This window comes from Paenibacillus andongensis, assembly GCF_025369935.1.
In the GTDB taxonomy this organism is placed as follows: Bacteria; Bacillota; Bacilli; order Paenibacillales; family NBRC-103111; genus Paenibacillus_E; species Paenibacillus_E andongensis.
This window is the reverse complement of sequence record NZ_CP104467.1, coordinates 4,168,848-4,184,414: the sequence shown is the minus strand read 5'-3', so window position 1 is coordinate 4,184,414 and position 15,567 is coordinate 4,168,848. Positions and strand designations below refer to the sequence as shown.

Sequence of the window (15,567 nt, the reverse complement as noted above, 5' to 3'; positions counted from 1 at the left end):
TTGCCACAGCAAAGCAAAATGACGTCCATTCTGGACGTCAACGTTAGAAAATGCGCCCTCCAAAGTTGTCATTTTTGCGAGCAGATGGCAAATGAATGGTTTTCACATGCTCACTATGCAGAATCGATTTCCCGGTAGCTGTATGAAGCTCGAGAAAAGGATAGTCCGCTGAGTGAAGGACGCCAATTTTGCTTGGATTTTCCCCAAGATCCAGGATAACAAACTGGCTTTCCAGTTTTTTTAATTGTTGATCAAACGTGCGTGAAAACGTAACTTGAGAAGGTTGTACGAGAAAATTTTCCATTTTCATCGAGTACGGTGTCGTATTAGGATGGTAAGGGATCACATATTTGACGTGCTTCATCGAAATAAAAATTGTATGAAACACAGGGGAGTGGAAGGCAAAATAATCATTCATGATATGAGTCAAGTACCCATGTATGCTTTGATTGCCAGTGATATATATTTCAACGAACATCCCTTTAGCGCTCATCAACATCTTACGATAAGAGATTGACGCAGACTGAAGGTCAAAAGGATATTCCGAAGGTGGGTCTATGGAAGAGTTGGCATAGGTATCGATCTTTAAATACTGTAAATGGATAATTGGAATATAGTAAAAATGAAATTCATTGAAAATCACGATAAGATCACTGCCTACCTCAAGCAGCACGCCCTTTAAAGGTTGTTGGACCCCCGAGAATGATAGCTCCACTTGTTTGTCAATTAGTTTTGTCATGGCTTCCACAGTTTGCACCTCCTTTCAATCTAGTAGAAATGCTTTAGCCTTATTGATTTCGTGCATAAATAACCCCAAATGGCGCGCTGAATGCCGTAGCAATCAGCGCGCCTGCGACGAGATTGGGGTTATAGGATATGGGAATCATATGTGCAGCAAGTTCTACTAGATTTAAAGAGCGCGGTATTTTTTCAGTAAAAGTTTAATGGCTACGATTTGTGAGGCTGTTGCTTTATTGCTTTTGTTATTGTTGCTTTTATTATTGTTGCTTTTGTTGTTATTGTTGTTTTTATTGGAAGAGCTATTCGAGTTATTGCCTTTGCTATTATTTCTGCTGCCTACACTAATACTTTTAATATGGAAGATTGGAATACGGATGATTTCATTATTCACAACAAGCAGCAAGACATTATCCCCGGAATATACGACAAGACCTTCAATTTTCTCAGGGCCTCCGCGGTTGATTTGAACAAATGTGTATCTCATTTGATTCAAGAGTCCTTCAAAGGTATACGCATGCTCAAAACGTTGAGGAGTTCTGCCGCTTCTATTGCTTCTGTTACTTCTGTTGCTTTTGTTTCCATTGCTACTGTTACTTTTGTTACCTCTGCTAGCATTGCTGCCACTAATGCTTTTGATATGCTGTAATTGAATGTAAACAATTGTTCCATCATTCATACGGACTACTAAGTAATCATGATGGACGGAGAGTAATCTACCAACGATAGAGTCAGGACCTCCACGATTGATTCTAACCTCAGTACCGATTAATGAACCTAAATAGTTTAAACTCATTTTGTCATTTCCCCTCTCAGGAATGTGGTTTAGTTGAATATAAGCAGCGGATACTAGTTTGTGTTCACCTCCTGTACCAATGTCATTGCTGCTCATTTGTAATATAAGTATATGTATCCGTTAAAGATGAGGTACTAGATTAGAATCTATTTTTGCAATAATTCCACCAAAAGAATGAACCTACTAATAATTAATTTTTCTATATCAACCAATATCTCTATCCAATTCAAATCTCCTATCATAGACTGCACTATCAACTATAAGGAGGTTTTTGAAGATGGAGGTTAGTTTATCTAACAAATGCAATTGCGACAAAACAAGAGGCAACAAGAGCGACAAAACGAGAGGCAACAAGAGCGACAAAACGAGAGGCAACAAGAGCGACAAAACGAGAGGCAACAAGAGTGACAAAACGAGAGGCAACAAAAGCGACAAAACGAGAGGCATCAAGAGTGACAAAACGAGAGGCAACAAAAGCGACAAAACGAGAGGCAACAAAAGCGACAAAACGAGAGGCAACAAGAGTAATAAAACAAGAGGAAACAAAAGCGACAAAACGAGAGGCAACAAAACTCGCGGAAACAAAACAAGAGGTAACAAGAGCCGTGGCAATCGTTCATAATCACGAATAAATTAATCTAGAATGAAAGTCTATCTACTATAGATAGGCTTTTTATTATGCAAAAAGGCGGTGTGCCATGATACCGACTCGACATATCGTAATCCAGGATCAGCAGCTTAGGAAGTTGAATGAAGATGTTTGGAGTAATCAATTCGTAAACGGTGTACTAATGAGTAAAGGGAAACATGTTCCTATTAAGGTTCGTTATCGGGGTGGGCACACGCGAGAGTATAGGAAGAAATCGTATGAAATTGTATACGGGGGTAAGACTTACCATCTGAATGCAGAGTATGATGATCCTTCGATGATACGGAATGCGCTCTCCTTTCGATTTTTCCAACGAATTGGTGTACCTAGTCCACAAACAAAGCATTTTGAATTGAAGCTAAACGGTGAGAATCAGGGGGTTTATTTAGAAATAGAAGCTGTTGATAAAAACTTCTTCAGGAAACGGAGGATTAGTGCGCAATCCCTTTTCTATGCCGTGGACGATGATGCCAACTTTGAACTGTTTCACCCGGAAACAAAAAGGCATAAGAAGTCGATGTTTGAAGGATACGAGCAAATCATGGGCTTAAGCGCCGAAAGAAAAGAACTGAGCGCATTCATTTCCAAGATCAATAAACTGTCTGGGAAACCATTAGCTCAATACTTACAATCCCATCTGGATATAGATAATTATTTGCGATGGTTAGCAGGAGCCGTTTTCACTGGAAATTTTGATGGCTTTGATCAAAATTATGCGATCTATCGTCACAGGCCAAGCAAATTATACCGCATCATACCCTGGGATTATGAAGGCACGTGGGGGAGGAATTGCTACGGGAAAGTATGTGGCAGCGACTTGGTTCGCATTAAAGGCTACAATGGCTTAACCGCAAAACTGATGAATTTCAAGAGCGTTAGGCTGCGTTATAAACAAATTCTTACTTCCATTCTTCGTACATCATTTACACGGAAACAGATATCCCCGATGATTGAACATTTACACGGTACGATAGCCCCCTATATGCTGAATGATTATAATCGTAAATGGCCTTATTCGGAATTCAGAGGTGAGCCAGAATTAATATTGAACTACATTAAGGAAAGGCGGGAAATTATTAAGCAAGAAATGGAAAAGCTCTAGCCAACCAAATGCCCCATAGCATTTGGTTTTTTTGTTGTTCCAGTTCATCCTTTACTAGACATAAGTGGAATATTTGAAAGATGGGGGTAAGCGTTTATAGCAAAATGTATACAGGTCCCGTATACATACTGTATCAGTAACTACTAATGATAGATGGTGGTAGATGGTAGAAGGGAGGGAATGACAATGGTCGTCATGTTTATCATTATATTTGCAGGGATTCTACTATACTTTTTACTTAAACCGCCTTTACAGCCCGAAATAGAAGCCGTTTATGAAAATGCACCTTCCGTAGACTTGACTATGCCTGATATGGCATTCATTAAGAGAATAGACGTATGAGGCAGTCTTCACAGATAGTTAATAAGAATTCTTCTTCAAAAAGCGGGGTGAAAATTTATGATCGGTTCCTCAATGGTAACCCTAACAATAGCTGCATTTCTAATGACAGTTGTCCTCATTCTATGGCGTCCTAAGGAGTTGAATGAAGCGATTCCGGCAATAGGAGGAGCTGTCCTCGTCATTCTAAGTGGCAGTGTTTCGTTTGCTGATTTGCTGAAAATAACAAATACGATCAGTGACGCTGCTATCACGATTATGGCTACCATCGTCATGGCCATCGTATTAGAGAGCTTTGGATTCTTCCAATGGGCAGCAGAAGGTTTAATGGCAAGAGCCAGAGGATCAGGGGTCCGTCTATTTTGGTACGTTAATCTACTTTGTTTCCTGATGACTCTATTTTTCAACAATGATGGCAGCATTATGATAACAACGCCTATATTAATTATTGTTCTTCAGAATTTAGGTTTAAAAAATCATCAGAAAATTCCCTATTTACTCTCAGGCGCCCTAATTGCTACTGCTTCTAGTGCTCCTATTGGTGTTAGTAATATTGTTAATCTCATTGCGCTAAAAATTGTCGGCATGGATTTATATATGCACACATTAATGATGTTTATCCCCTCTACGTTAGGTTTAATCGTATTTTTATTGCTTTTATTTCTCTGTTTTTACCGCATACTTCCTAAGAAATTGCCATTAAACGCGATAGGACCTGGAAAACATCCCTTATACGTTGATCCTCCAAAATCGATGCCAGTCATTAAAGATCGAACAAAATTTATGAGAAATATATTATTGTTTGTATTTATGGTTCGTGTAAGCCTTTTTGCTGCTTCGTATATGAATATACCGGTAAGTCTTGTGGCTGTTATTGGATCAATTATTCTACTGACTTGGCGTTGGATATATCTCAAAATATCTCCTGTCGATATGATAAAGAAGACTCCGTGGCATATTCTCGTGTTCGCCTTCGGGATGTACGTTATCATTTATGGATTAAATAATATTGGCCTTACTCATATGCTAGTCAATTTCTTGAAGCCGCTAGCTTCAGGAGATTTATTAAATGGTAGCTTGCTAATGGGTGGACTAGTCACAGTCTTGTCTACATTAGTAAATAATCACCCAGCATTAATGATTGGAACTCTCACGTTAACGGGTTTGGGATTAGACCCTCTGACTTTAAAGGTTACCTACTTAGCAAGTGTCGTGGGTAGTGATTTAGGATCTTTACTTCTGCCAATTGGGACACTGGCTTCGTTGATTTGGCTCCATATCCTCAGGCAGCATAAAGTGAAAATATCATGGAAGGATTATTGCAAGATTACATTTATAACGATTCCTCCAGCTTTAATATTCACATTGGTTTTTCTTGCCTTTTGGGTAAAGTGGATTTTTTAAAAAAAATGAAAGTTAAGGAGGTTATCAACCATGATGTTTTTCAACACGTATATTGGAATGATGGTACAGATTGAGATGATGGGGGATCGGGATAAAATTGGCTACCTGATCGATGTAGGACCAGATATCATTGTCATTTACATGGAGAAGAAGTATTTGTATATTCCTATCGCTCATATAAGAAATATCACATTACAAGCCGATGACAAAATGAACACGGAGTCTCCACCAGCCCCAGTTAAGCAAACAGGAGAGATCACTTATGCACAGATCTTAAACAGTGCGATCGATCGATTCGTAGAAATTTATATTTCCAGTAATCAGACAATCCACGGTTATGTGAGACATATTGCACAAGACTACTTTGTGTTTTATTCACCCCTTTATCAAGTCATGTACATTCCGTTATTTCATCTAAAATGGATCAGTCCGTATCAAAGCAACCAGACTCCCTATTCACAAGTACAAAGTCAAATGGCAGCCCGTTCATCTGATCCAACTTTTGCCTTGCTCCCGAGTACCTTTGTTCAGCTGCTCAAAGACTTAGAAGGAGAAATCGTCTGTTTTGACACTGGGTTACATGCGAACAAGATGGGCTTGCTGCAGAAATTAAACATTCCTTTTGTTGAACTAATTACGGCCGACGAGAAAAAGCTGCATTACAACATTCAACATATCAAGAATTGCATTCCCTTCAATAAGTGAAAAAATTTTTCTTTATCTGGTAGAAAGGTAGTTAACCAGAAATTTGGGTAACTGTCTTTCTTTTTTGATTAGGAGGTACTTTATGGTAAGATGGGAGTTGTTTTTTCATAAAATGGAGTAAAGTAGGTTCAAGCCGATGACACATAGAGATCAGAAGATTTATCGTTTCAGTGAGGCACCTATATGGGAGCTTCAGCGAACTTATTATGAAGAGCAGGGAATTGGCGCATGGCAGAGTGAAGAGGTTCCACAATACATAACTAGTAATCCAAGTATTGCGGTAGCCTATGCCGAGATCATTTTTGGGTTTCTTCAAGATAGAGCAAAGCTTGGTTACACATTGGAAACGGTGACGATTCTGGAGCTTGGTGCGGGTTCGGGCAGGTTAGCCTATCATATTGTAAAGGAACTATGCGAACTGAGGGATTATGCAGGTATAACACTTCCTCCATTTCGATATGTCATGAGTGATTTAGCTTTCAAAAATATCGCCTTTTGGCAGCAGCATCGCAGTTTACTTCCCTTTGTGGAACAAGGGGTTTTGGATTTTGCACAGTTTGATGCTGTACATGGCACCGAACTTCATTTGATGCAATCTGGTGATCGAATTAGAAAGGGTGACTTGCAGCAGCCTCTGCTGGTTATTGCGAATTACTTTTTTGACAGTATCCCGCAAGAACTAATTTATGTAGACGAAAACAAAATTTATGAATGCATGGTATCTTTGCACTTCCCTGAGGGTGATACCGAACGTAGCGCTGGGGAAATGTTGAAGAGGGTCATTCCCGAGTATCATTATCGAAGAGCCGATGAATATGAAAAGGAATCGTACCTATATCGTGAGGTTCTAGCGTTGTATTCGCAGAAGCTGGAGGATTCCCATATCCTCTTTCCAGTCGTCGGACTGCAATGTTTGGAACGACTTGGTCAGCTCTCACAAGAGGGATTTCTCCTGCTCACTGCGGATAAAGGTGACCACCGAATAGAGAATTGGGAATTTAATGAACCTCCCAAACTAATTCATCATGGAAGCTTTTCCCTGACAGCCAATTATCATGCCATTGGGTATGTATTTGAGCAAAAGGGTGCCATGAGCTTATTCACATCGCATCCTTACAACCATTTGAACATAGGGTGTATGCTAATGCTACCCAATCCGCATGGTTATGGGCATACTCGATTAGCCTATCGTCGGTTTGTCGAGCGTTTTGGTCCTGATGATTTTTTCAGTATCAAGGAATGGTTTGATTCGCATTTGGATCTCATGGAAATTAACCAACTCTTAGCTTTTTGGCGTTTGGGCGGATATGATGCTCAATTGTTTCTCCAAAGCGCGAAGCGCCTATCGAACCTAATTCCAGCGTGTGATGAAGAAGAATTAACGGACATTCGACAAGGTATACTTCTGATGTGGCAAGGATATTATCCAATGGAATTAAATCGCGACTTAGCTTTGGACTGCGCGATGTTATTGTATCAAATGGATATGTTCCAGGATGCTTTGCTATTCTTTGAACGGACCAACAATGAGTACAAGAACGACGCTTCTGTGCTTTATGAGATGGCCATTTGCTATTACGAGGTCGGCGAAGATGCTTCTGCTAGGGAATTTGCTCGTAACACACTAGAATTAGCACCAGAACATGAAGGTGCTATGGCGCTTATGAAACTGTTTCCATCATAGTCAGTTAGCAAAAAATATATGAAAAAAGTGGTGAGATTCTTGGAGGAGCAACGGAAGAGACTGGGATGCGATCACAAGCTTAGAGTCACTAGCCAAATATTATCAGAATTCTCGCATTCTTGATAATGTGATGGCCTTTACTTCGCGCCATATTATGGGAGCTGATAGTATCGTTAAACTTATGTATGCCGAAAAATTGATGGATTTAATCCAATCCTTAAAGAAGGTAGTTTCGAGAGAAATAAAGCATTCGGCTTATCAACTTACCTATAAGAAGAAATGTTCGGGATTGAGCTATAATTTAAGTGCAAAAGGCAGAACCTTCGGTTCTGCCTTTTGTTTACCCAATGGCAATTGTACAAGCAAATATGTAGAAATCTCATAGTATGAATCATATATTCACAATCAGTATAAAGGAGAGGATGAATATGGCTTGTGGGGCGCAAGCTTTGGGGGCATGCTCCGAGGCAGAAGGAAATAACACCTTGGCGAGTGGAGATTATTCTCACGCGGAGGGCTTTAATACAACGGCGAGTACGATTGCTTCTCATGTGGAGGGCTATTTGACCCATGCGTCGGGTCCTGCTTCTCATGCAGAAGGCGGTGGCTCTACAGCCATTGGTTTATACTCGCATGCCGAAGGGCAGCAAACCAGTGCTGAAGATTTGGGCGCGCATGCGGAGGGGTTCTTGACTCGAGCGCAGAGCTTTGCTTCTCACGCGGAAGGGAGAGGTTCACGTGCAATTGGACTCAATGCCCATGCAGAAGGAGAGTCGACGCAAGCAACGGGTCTCGATTCTCATGCCGAAGGCTTAGAAACGATCGCGTCTGGTCAAAGCGCCCATGCCGAAGGCGAGAACAACACGGCTAGCGGCAGAGCCTCTCATGCCGAAGGGAACTTAAACGTAGCAAGCGGGCTGTTCGCCCATGCGGAAGGGCAGAGGACAATGGCTTCAGGCGATTTATCGCATGCTGAAGGGAATCAGACCATAGCTAGTGGTCAAAACTCCCATGCGGAAGGTGCATTGACAACCGCGAGTGGCTTCACTTCGCATACCGAGGGTGTTAACACGTTGGCGAACAGTTTTTTTTCTCATGCCGAAGGACAAGAGACTTCAACGAACAATTTGGAAGGTGTGCACATCATGGGGCAATTTGGCGCCGCGAATGAGCTGACCTATTCTTGGTATTTAGCCAACGGGACAAGCAGCGCAGCACAAGGATTAGCCGCGAAAATCTTAAGCAATGGTAATGTTAAAATAGACGGAACGGTAAGCAGTCCGGCGGCAGATTACGCGGAGATGTTCGAGACGATAGACGGCAACCCCATTGAACCTGGCTTTTTCGTCACTTTGGAAGAGGACAAAGTTCGCATAGCTAGTCCCACGGATCACTTCGTAATCGGAATTACAAGTGCGAAGCCGGCTTTTCTCTCGAACAGCGGGGAATTGCGCTGGAATCAGAAGTATCTGACGGATGAGTGGGGAAGAACACTATATCATGAAGTGGCAGTGCCAGCATTGACAGATGCTCTAGGGGAAATTATTATACCCGAAAGAAATGAGCGACAACCTATGTTAAATCCAGAATGGAACCCAACAGAAGTCTATATCCCTAGGGCAGAGAGACCCGAATGGGTAGCTATAGGGATGCTTGGTAAACTTCTGGTAAGGGATGATGGATCCTGCCAAGCGGGCGGACTTTGCGGACCGAACGAGAGTGGTATGGCTACTGCAACTGGAACAGGATTTTATGTTCTGAAAAGAACTCGTCCAAATCAGATTTTGGTATTGATGGGGAAATCATTTTAAGATTCTTGTAAGATGAAAGGGATGTCAATACGACTTTCTCCAAATATTTCAAAAGGGATGAAATGACAAAGAACCCTCCTTTGGAAAAGGAAGGGTTCTTATTTGCAAAATGAAATTAGATTCTGCGGCCTGTGATGTAATGGCTTGTCCAATACGAACTATTGAAGTCGCCGATGACAACACCTTTGTTTGGCAAGTTGTTAATGAATCGGCCATTACCTATGTAAATGCCTACATGGTTAATTTGACCTGGTGTACTTACGCTGAAAAATACCAAATCACCCGGTTGGAGCTGATTACGTGGAATGTATGAGCCCAATTTGGCTTGAGCCTTAGATCCCCAAGGAATTTGAACGCCATTTAGTTGAAATACATATTGCGTGAAGGAGGAACAATCTAAACGCAAACGCTGTTGATCCCTCGAACCAAATACATAGGTTACACGACCCTGAAATGAGGCAGCTGTGTTGACAATTTTATTCGCTAAACTGCCGCCAGCAGCCGGATTAGAAGGGGCTGGAGCGGGAGCAGGATTTGAAGGTGCAGGTGCTGGAGCAGGTTTATTTTCATGTACGGTGACATAAGAACGTGAAACATAGCCCTGTTTTCCATTGTAATCGACTAAAACCCAGTAGTCATTAGCAGCTTCAACAGGAAGCACAGTGCCTTGTTTAACAAATCCCCAAACAGGTGCACTCGTACTCTGATCGGCACGGAAGTTAACACCTTTATTCACGGTTGCTGTTGCTACAGGGGCAGCAAAAGCACTAGTGGAAAAGCCACCAAACATGGAGAGTGCTAAGCCTAAAGATAATATTGTTTTTCCAAGGTAGTTTTTATTCTTTTTTTGCATGAATTAACTTCCTCCTTTTGGTATAAAAGCTGAGGTGAATCTAGCACCTAGAATTACTTTATCACAGTTGAAAGTCCCTAAAATTTACCGAATAGAGCGGGAAGCCATAGCTGACCTAGCATATTTCATCATTATTAGAATTTCGTTAGAATTTGATGAGTAATAATTCCTTGACAGGAAAATTTACCTCATCTTAACATTGAAAGCACTTTCGTCCCAATTGAATAATGTGGGTGGCAAATGGATGAATAACCTTACTTTTCAAGGACAAGATACCATTGGAGGTGACCCATGGTAAATCAACCAACTTTAGCAGCTCACGAGTCCCTAGAATTGCATGAAGCCCTTAATTTTAAAACACTTTGCGTCTTAAAATCCAAGATGATGCAAGGTTTAGTTTTTGACCAAGAATTAAAAGCATTGATGCAAAAAGATGTGGAGCAGTCCATGCAAGCCATAGCTGATCTACAATCCGTTTATGCGAAAGCGCCATTCCAAACCCCCGTCCCCCACCGCCCGACACCTATTATAAATGAAGGTGATTATAGATGAAGGAAGACTACGATTATCTAGACCCGAGTCATGCACTCAACATGCCAGAGATGGCCGACATGACATTTGCGATGGATTTTCTCGTCCGAGTCAAAGAAGGAGTAAGAAATACGGCGATTGCCTTGACGGAAACGGCGTCTGATGGGGCAAGAGCGATCCTCCGCGGCCAGCTGCATCAAGGCATTGCGCTGCATCAAGAAGTATCCGACCTTATGATGAGGAAGAAATGGTTCCATCCTTATGAGCTCAACGAACAATATAAACTAGATCAGCTAGGGACTACTCATGCTGTTCAAATGGCTCAAATGAAGCTGTTCCCAGACGACACATCTCGTAAAGGCATGTTTGATCGGACACCAGATCAATAACGTTATTTGAGGAAATAAAGCATGAAAGCTGTTACGTATCAAGGCCTCAAAAATGTCGTAATGAAAGAGGTATCCGATCCGATAATTGAGAAAGCCGACGATATGATCGTCCGAATGACGACTACGGCTATCTGTGGTTCCGACTTGCATTTGATTCACGGGATGATCCCTAATTTACAGGAAGATTATGTCATCGGACACGAGCCTATGGGCATCGTCGAAGAGGTCGGTTCTGGCGTTACGAAGTTAAAGAAAGGCGATCGTGTCATTATTCCTTTCAATATTAGCTGCGGGGAATGCTTTTTCTGTAAAAATCAACTCGAAAGCCAGTGCGATAACTCGAACGAGAATGGGGATATGGGAGCTTACTTCGGGTATTCCGGCACAACAGGCGGGTATCCGGGCGGACAGGCTGAATATTTGCGGGTACCCTTCGCGAACTTCACTCACTTCAAAATTCCGGAAAGCTGCGAGCACCCGGATGAGAAGCTAGTCTTGATTGCGGATGCCATGACAACAGCTTTTTGGAGTGTAGATAATGCTGGTGTGAAGGAAGGGGACACGGTTATCGTGCTGGGATGCGGTCCTGTAGGGCTGCTGGCACAAAAATTCAGTTGGTTTAAAGGAGCAAAGCGGGTCATCGCAGTTGATTATCTAGATTACCGCTTGGAGCATGCGAAACGAACGAATAAGGTTGAAACCGTTAACTTCGAGCATTGGGAGAATATCGGAAATTATTTGAAGGAAATCACAAAAGGCGGTGCAGATGTTGTCATTGATTGCTCGGGGATGAGCGGAAAAATGACTCCACTCGAATCCATTGCCTCTGGACTAAAGCTGCATGGCGGTGCGATGGGCGGTATTGTCATAGCTTCTCAGGCTGTCCGCAAGGGTGGTACGATTCAGATTACGGGTGTATATGGCGGACGATATAATGCTTTTCCACTCGGAGATATTTTCCAAAGAAACGTCATTATTCGTACAGGGCAAGCCCCAGTCATTCATTACATGCCGTATATGTATGAACTGATTGATACTGGCAAAGTGGATCCAGGTGATGTCATTACACATATCCTGCCGCTTAGCGAAGCAAAGCATGGTTACGAGATATTTGATACCAGACAAGAGAATTGTATTAAAGTTATTCTTAAACCGTAATGGTGCAACTAGTGATTCGGAGGTGCATGTTAGAAGATGTCATTTGCTCTACACGAAACCTTGGAGGTTCATGAAATAGCAGCTTTTAAAACAGTCTGTTTAACCAAGGCGAAGACGATGAAGCTCTTAGTTTCAGATCCAGCTTTGAAAGAAATTTTACTGCAAGATATAGAAGTATCAACGCGGCAGCTGCAGGAGCTTGAGGCGATTTTAACCAAAGCGACCGTATAGGAGGTGAAAGCATGAACACCATTCTTGAGCATTTGACAGGTATGCATACGATGACTGATCAAGTGATTGCTATGGACTTTTTGATTACTGCGAAGAGCGGGGTAAGAAACTACGCGATGGCTGTAACGGAGGCGGGTACTCCGGAGATTAAGGCATTGCTCACTAAGCAATTAGATGAAGCGATTGATACGCATGAGAAAATAGTGAAGTACATGATGGAACAAGGCTGGTATCATCCTTGGAACATCAAAGAGCAGATTCAATTTGACTTGACTAACATTCAGACTGCTTTGAATGCACCAACGCTGTAAATATACGATTCTATTTAACCGGGAGCTGAGGCTGCTGGTTATTTGTTTACATAAACTTGAGGCAGAGCCTAAGGTCTATTCAAGGTGGTATAGAACCCGTTGATGCACGTGATGAAAAGGAAACCAATTGGTTCTCAAGAATATAACTAAAACTACGATAGAAATGAGAATTCACAAATGGATATCACGGAACTACATGAAATAATCGAAAAGCTCAGTCTGAATCAAATTCAATATTCCCTTGGTGGAAGCGGGTTACTGTTTTATCTAGGACTCATCGATAAAGTTAACGATTGGGATATCGTCGTGCATGGTGTGTTGCTTATCACATGATGGGTAGAGAGTATAAAACAGATCTCATATTAAACTATCTAAAAAGCAATAGCATTAATAAACAGTTGGTGTTGAAATATATCGGTAATGCTCACTTAGATGACTGTTTTAAGCAAGAATTAGTATCGGTAATTGAACGGAAATAAAGTCTTTTTATAATAGTAAATCATTGTGCAACATAATTTGTCTGCTCTACGTTTTATAAGTAACTCAAATAAAGGTTAAACAATTACATGCCCAAAGGAGAACAGAGCTGATGAAAAAAATAGCTGTTTTAACGTTAACAACCTTGTTGTGCAGTAGTTTGACTTTCGGTTCAGCATTTGCTTTTTCGGATTTAGATGAAGGGCAAGCAGAATCCATTCTAGCCTTAAAAGACCGTGGCGTCGTAAGCGGAATCGATAATGAGCACTTTGTACCTAAAGGTAAAATTAGCTATGCACAGAGCGTGCAAATGATTGTAAAAGGCTTAGATTTGAACTTGGATTTAATGCGTTTCAAAAAACAGCCGGTAGCAACGGACATGTATACGAACATCGCGAATGACGCTTGGTATGCGGACGCCTTCATCATTGCTCATTATCACGGTTTGGCGATTCCTAAGGATGTGAACCCGAATTCGACGATTACGCGCGAACAATTTGGGGACTTATTAGTTCGTGCCTTAGAAATGAAAGGCAATTTCCCACTGGTCAAAGTGTTCATCATGATCAAGGATGAGGATCAAATCACGATTGATTATCAAGGTACTTTACAGAGGCTGCTGCTTTATAAAATTACTACGCTGGATAAGGACGGTAAGTTTAATCCTAAAAGTGAGCTTACACGTGGAGAAGCAGCTAGTTGGCTCTATAACGCTATCCGTGTGTTGGAAGCTCATACTCAAAAGCCGGCTCCAATTGAAGAGGTAGCGGTAAAGGTCGAGAAAGTCAATGATGATGTGAACAAAGTAACGCTGTCCAGAGGTGATAAACCGAACCCTGGATACGGTATAGAAATCAATGCGATCCAGTTTAATCAAGAGGGTCAGGCGGTCATTACCTATACACTAGTCGAGCCGAAACTTGACGTGATGTATGCTCAGGTGATGACCGAAGCCAAAACTGTCACCTATGTTTCGTCAAAGTATAAGGTAGCAGCCGAACCTGCTGCTTCAAAATAATGATCTAAGTTTTAAAAAAGTGCTGCAGATCCTTTGAAGTGAAGGGAGCAGCACTTTTTTTGTGATTTATGGTGCCAAACATATTGACAATTAATAAAGAGATGAACTATTCTGTAAGAAAGCGCTTGCCCCAAATATCAGGATAACGTTTGGGCAAACGGCTGGATATAGGTTTGGATAGAAGGAGCTGTATGAATTGCCTACTCTCAAAGATATTGCAGATTTAGTCGGAGTCTCCATTTCAACAGCCTCACGCGTGGTACGAAATGATACCAGCAGGCACATCAACCCGGAAACGAAGGCGAAGGTTTGGGAGGCTGTGCGTCAATTGAATTACACACCTAATGAATCAGCGCGTCTCCTTGTGAACAAACAAAAGACAGAGAAAAAGCAGACGAAGCAAATTGGCTGTATCATTCAAACGGCTCGTCTGAACGACGATCACCCCTATTACTCTCCGATCATTACGGCATTTACCAAGAAAATATTGGAATCCGGTTATTCTCTGGGTTTCATGCATACCTCCGATGAGCTTAAAGATGAAGCGTTGCTGCATCGTTGCGTACATGACATACAAGTCGATGGCATTATTATCGTTGGCGAAGTAGGTTCCGAGATCGTTGACTATTTGCTAAAAGTGGAGGACCTAGCACTGATCGGGATTTGTACGAACGGTACGGAAATTACCATGGTTGATTACGACCGTATTCATGCCGCGAAGTCAGCTGTCGATCACCTCATTGCGCAAGGGCACCAAGTGATTGGTTTTGTCGGCGGGCCAGGTCATACAAGTGAATTAAACAGTGAAGAGAGATTTCAGGGCTATAAATTTGCGATGTACGATGCGGGTATTCCTTTAAATAAAGAATGGGTGATAGACACCCGATGGGAAATCGACCGCAGTTATGAGAGTATCATGGAGCGTTTGAAGCGTACAGATCTGGAACGGCCTACGGCGATATTCTCGGCAAGTGATCAATTAGCGATTCCTGCTATGCGAGCTGTCATTGAGAACCAATTGCGCATTCCAGAGGATATTGCGTTCATCTCGATGGATAATATTGATTTTGCCCAATATACAACACCGCCGTTATCGTCGGTTCATGTACCTAAAGTCGAGATAGGCACAACAGCGGCTTCAACCTTGTTGGATATGCTGAATGGCGAGCAGCCGCAGCTGTCTAAAGTTCTGCTGCCACATCGACTTATTGTGAGAGAATCTTCTGTATGTAAGAGAAATTAATTTTTTTTGGATCATTGGATAACGTTGTCCTGAATTTGGTGCCAATAATATTCAGTCAACTGAAGGGGGGTGAAATAGGTTTTCGGCGTATGTACGATTGGCATGTTTGATCTTAAAAAAATGAAAAA

The 15,567-nt window shown here is 41.8% G+C and carries 18 protein-coding genes; 15 read left to right on the top strand and 3 right to left on the bottom strand.

What is annotated here, in order from left to right:
- Positions 1 to 43 precede the first annotated feature (43 nt).
- Positions 44 to 739, bottom strand: a complete 696-nt coding sequence (locus NYR53_RS18855; RefSeq protein WP_261306428.1) for a YwrJ family protein — start codon at positions 737 to 739, stop codon at positions 44 to 46.
- A gap of 171 nt (positions 740 to 910) precedes the next feature.
- Positions 911 to 1,630: a DUF2642 domain-containing protein gene (locus NYR53_RS18850; protein ID WP_261300784.1), complete on the bottom strand. Its 720-nt coding sequence runs from the start codon at positions 1,628 to 1,630 to the stop codon at positions 911 to 913.
- 308 nt (positions 1,631 to 1,938) lie between these two features.
- Here NYR53_RS18850 and NYR53_RS18845 point away from each other — a divergent pair, with 308 nt between their 5' ends.
- The 7 genes from NYR53_RS18845 (at position 1,939) to NYR53_RS18815 (ending at position 9,228) form a co-directional block, all read left to right on the top strand.
- A complete protein-coding gene (locus NYR53_RS18845) occupies positions 1,939 to 2,166 on the top strand; it encodes a hypothetical protein (RefSeq protein ID WP_261300783.1) in 228 nt (75 codons plus the stop codon).
- A gap of 66 nt (positions 2,167 to 2,232) precedes the next feature.
- A complete protein-coding gene (locus NYR53_RS18840) occupies positions 2,233 to 3,285 on the top strand; it encodes a CotH kinase family protein (protein ID WP_261300782.1) in 1,053 nt (350 codons plus the stop codon).
- A 186-nt stretch (positions 3,286 to 3,471) separates the two neighbouring features.
- Complete coding sequence (locus tag NYR53_RS18835; protein ID WP_261300781.1) at positions 3,472 to 3,627, top strand: hypothetical protein; 156 nt, start codon at positions 3,472 to 3,474, stop codon at positions 3,625 to 3,627.
- A gap of 57 nt (positions 3,628 to 3,684) precedes the next feature.
- On the top strand, positions 3,685 to 5,028 hold the full coding sequence (locus NYR53_RS18830; RefSeq protein WP_261300780.1) for an arsenic transporter: 1,344 nt from the start codon (positions 3,685 to 3,687) through the stop codon (positions 5,026 to 5,028).
- Positions 5,029 to 5,058: 30 nt separating this feature from the next.
- Positions 5,059 to 5,733: a YwrJ family protein gene (locus NYR53_RS18825; protein WP_261300779.1), complete on the top strand. Its 675-nt coding sequence runs from the start codon at positions 5,059 to 5,061 to the stop codon at positions 5,731 to 5,733.
- Between the two features lie 136 nt (positions 5,734 to 5,869).
- Entirely contained in the window at positions 5,870 to 7,417 is a 1,548-nt protein-coding gene (locus NYR53_RS18820) for a class I SAM-dependent methyltransferase (protein ID WP_261300778.1), read from the top strand.
- 428 nt (positions 7,418 to 7,845) lie between these two features.
- Entirely contained in the window at positions 7,846 to 9,228 is a 1,383-nt protein-coding gene (locus NYR53_RS18815; protein WP_261300777.1) for a peptidase G2 autoproteolytic cleavage domain-containing protein, read from the top strand.
- A gap of 115 nt (positions 9,229 to 9,343) precedes the next feature.
- On the opposite strand, the gene NYR53_RS18810 is transcribed toward NYR53_RS18815, so the two are convergent.
- Entirely contained in the window at positions 9,344 to 10,081 is a 738-nt protein-coding gene (locus NYR53_RS18810) for a C40 family peptidase (protein WP_261300776.1), read from the bottom strand.
- A gap of 291 nt (positions 10,082 to 10,372) precedes the next feature.
- Here NYR53_RS18810 and NYR53_RS18805 point away from each other — a divergent pair, with 291 nt between their 5' ends.
- From NYR53_RS18805 to NYR53_RS18770, 8 genes are all read left to right on the top strand, one after another.
- Positions 10,373 to 10,633: a spore gernimation protein GerQ gene (locus tag NYR53_RS18805; protein WP_261300775.1), complete on the top strand. Its 261-nt coding sequence runs from the start codon at positions 10,373 to 10,375 to the stop codon at positions 10,631 to 10,633.
- Entirely contained in the window at positions 10,630 to 11,001 is a 372-nt protein-coding gene (locus NYR53_RS18800) for a spore coat protein (protein ID WP_261300774.1), read from the top strand. The genes NYR53_RS18805 and NYR53_RS18800 overlap by 4 nt, the downstream gene beginning before the upstream one ends.
- A 21-nt stretch (positions 11,002 to 11,022) precedes the next feature.
- Positions 11,023 to 12,159 carry a zinc-dependent alcohol dehydrogenase gene (locus NYR53_RS18795; protein ID WP_261300773.1) on the top strand — a complete coding sequence of 379 codons (1,137 nt, stop codon included), beginning with the start codon at positions 11,023 to 11,025 and terminating at the stop codon, positions 12,157 to 12,159.
- Between the two features lie 36 nt (positions 12,160 to 12,195).
- Positions 12,196 to 12,390, top strand: coding sequence for a hypothetical protein (locus NYR53_RS18790; protein ID WP_261300772.1), 195 nt, complete (start codon positions 12,196 to 12,198; stop codon positions 12,388 to 12,390).
- Positions 12,391 to 12,401: 11 nt separating this feature from the next.
- Positions 12,402 to 12,701 (top strand): spore coat protein, encoded by a 300-nt coding sequence (locus NYR53_RS18785; protein WP_261300771.1) that lies wholly within the window; start codon positions 12,402 to 12,404, stop codon positions 12,699 to 12,701.
- 177 nt (positions 12,702 to 12,878) lie between these two features.
- A complete protein-coding gene (locus NYR53_RS18780) occupies positions 12,879 to 13,034 on the top strand; it encodes a hypothetical protein (RefSeq protein WP_261300770.1) in 156 nt (51 codons plus the stop codon).
- A 256-nt stretch (positions 13,035 to 13,290) separates the two neighbouring features.
- Positions 13,291 to 14,196, top strand: a complete 906-nt coding sequence (locus NYR53_RS18775; protein ID WP_261300769.1) for an S-layer homology domain-containing protein — start codon at positions 13,291 to 13,293, stop codon at positions 14,194 to 14,196.
- 196 nt (positions 14,197 to 14,392) lie between these two features.
- On the top strand, positions 14,393 to 15,439 hold the full coding sequence (locus NYR53_RS18770) for a LacI family DNA-binding transcriptional regulator (protein ID WP_261300768.1): 1,047 nt from the start codon (positions 14,393 to 14,395) through the stop codon (positions 15,437 to 15,439).
- The last annotated feature ends 128 nt before the right edge of the window (positions 15,440 to 15,567 follow it).

Coding starts and splice junctions, on each gene's coding strand:
- NYR53_RS18835 (WP_261300781.1), top strand. CDS start 3,472: ATGGTCGTCATGTTTATCATTATATTTGCAGGGATTCTACTATACTTT.
- NYR53_RS18825 (WP_261300779.1), top strand. CDS start 5,059: ATGATGTTTTTCAACACGTATATTGGAATGATGGTACAGATTGAGATG.
- NYR53_RS18815 (WP_261300777.1), top strand. CDS start 7,846: ATGGCTTGTGGGGCGCAAGCTTTGGGGGCATGCTCCGAGGCAGAAGGA.
- NYR53_RS18785 (WP_261300771.1), top strand. CDS start 12,402: ATGAACACCATTCTTGAGCATTTGACAGGTATGCATACGATGACTGAT.
- NYR53_RS18850 (WP_261300784.1), bottom strand. CDS start 1,630: ATGAGCAGCAATGACATTGGTACAGGAGGTGAACACAAACTAGTATCC.
- NYR53_RS18805 (WP_261300775.1), top strand. CDS start 10,373: ATGGTAAATCAACCAACTTTAGCAGCTCACGAGTCCCTAGAATTGCAT.
- NYR53_RS18840 (WP_261300782.1), top strand. CDS start 2,233: ATGATACCGACTCGACATATCGTAATCCAGGATCAGCAGCTTAGGAAG.
- NYR53_RS18820 (WP_261300778.1), top strand. CDS start 5,870: ATGACACATAGAGATCAGAAGATTTATCGTTTCAGTGAGGCACCTATA.
- NYR53_RS18780 (WP_261300770.1), top strand. CDS start 12,879: ATGGATATCACGGAACTACATGAAATAATCGAAAAGCTCAGTCTGAAT.
- NYR53_RS18790 (WP_261300772.1), top strand. CDS start 12,196: ATGTCATTTGCTCTACACGAAACCTTGGAGGTTCATGAAATAGCAGCT.
- NYR53_RS18775 (WP_261300769.1), top strand. CDS start 13,291: ATGAAAAAAATAGCTGTTTTAACGTTAACAACCTTGTTGTGCAGTAGT.
- NYR53_RS18800 (WP_261300774.1), top strand. CDS start 10,630: ATGAAGGAAGACTACGATTATCTAGACCCGAGTCATGCACTCAACATG.
- NYR53_RS18810 (WP_261300776.1), bottom strand. CDS start 10,081: ATGCAAAAAAAGAATAAAAACTACCTTGGAAAAACAATATTATCTTTA.
- NYR53_RS18795 (WP_261300773.1), top strand. CDS start 11,023: ATGAAAGCTGTTACGTATCAAGGCCTCAAAAATGTCGTAATGAAAGAG.
- NYR53_RS18830 (WP_261300780.1), top strand. CDS start 3,685: ATGATCGGTTCCTCAATGGTAACCCTAACAATAGCTGCATTTCTAATG.
- NYR53_RS18855 (WP_261306428.1), bottom strand. CDS start 739: ATGACAAAACTAATTGACAAACAAGTGGAGCTATCATTCTCGGGGGTC.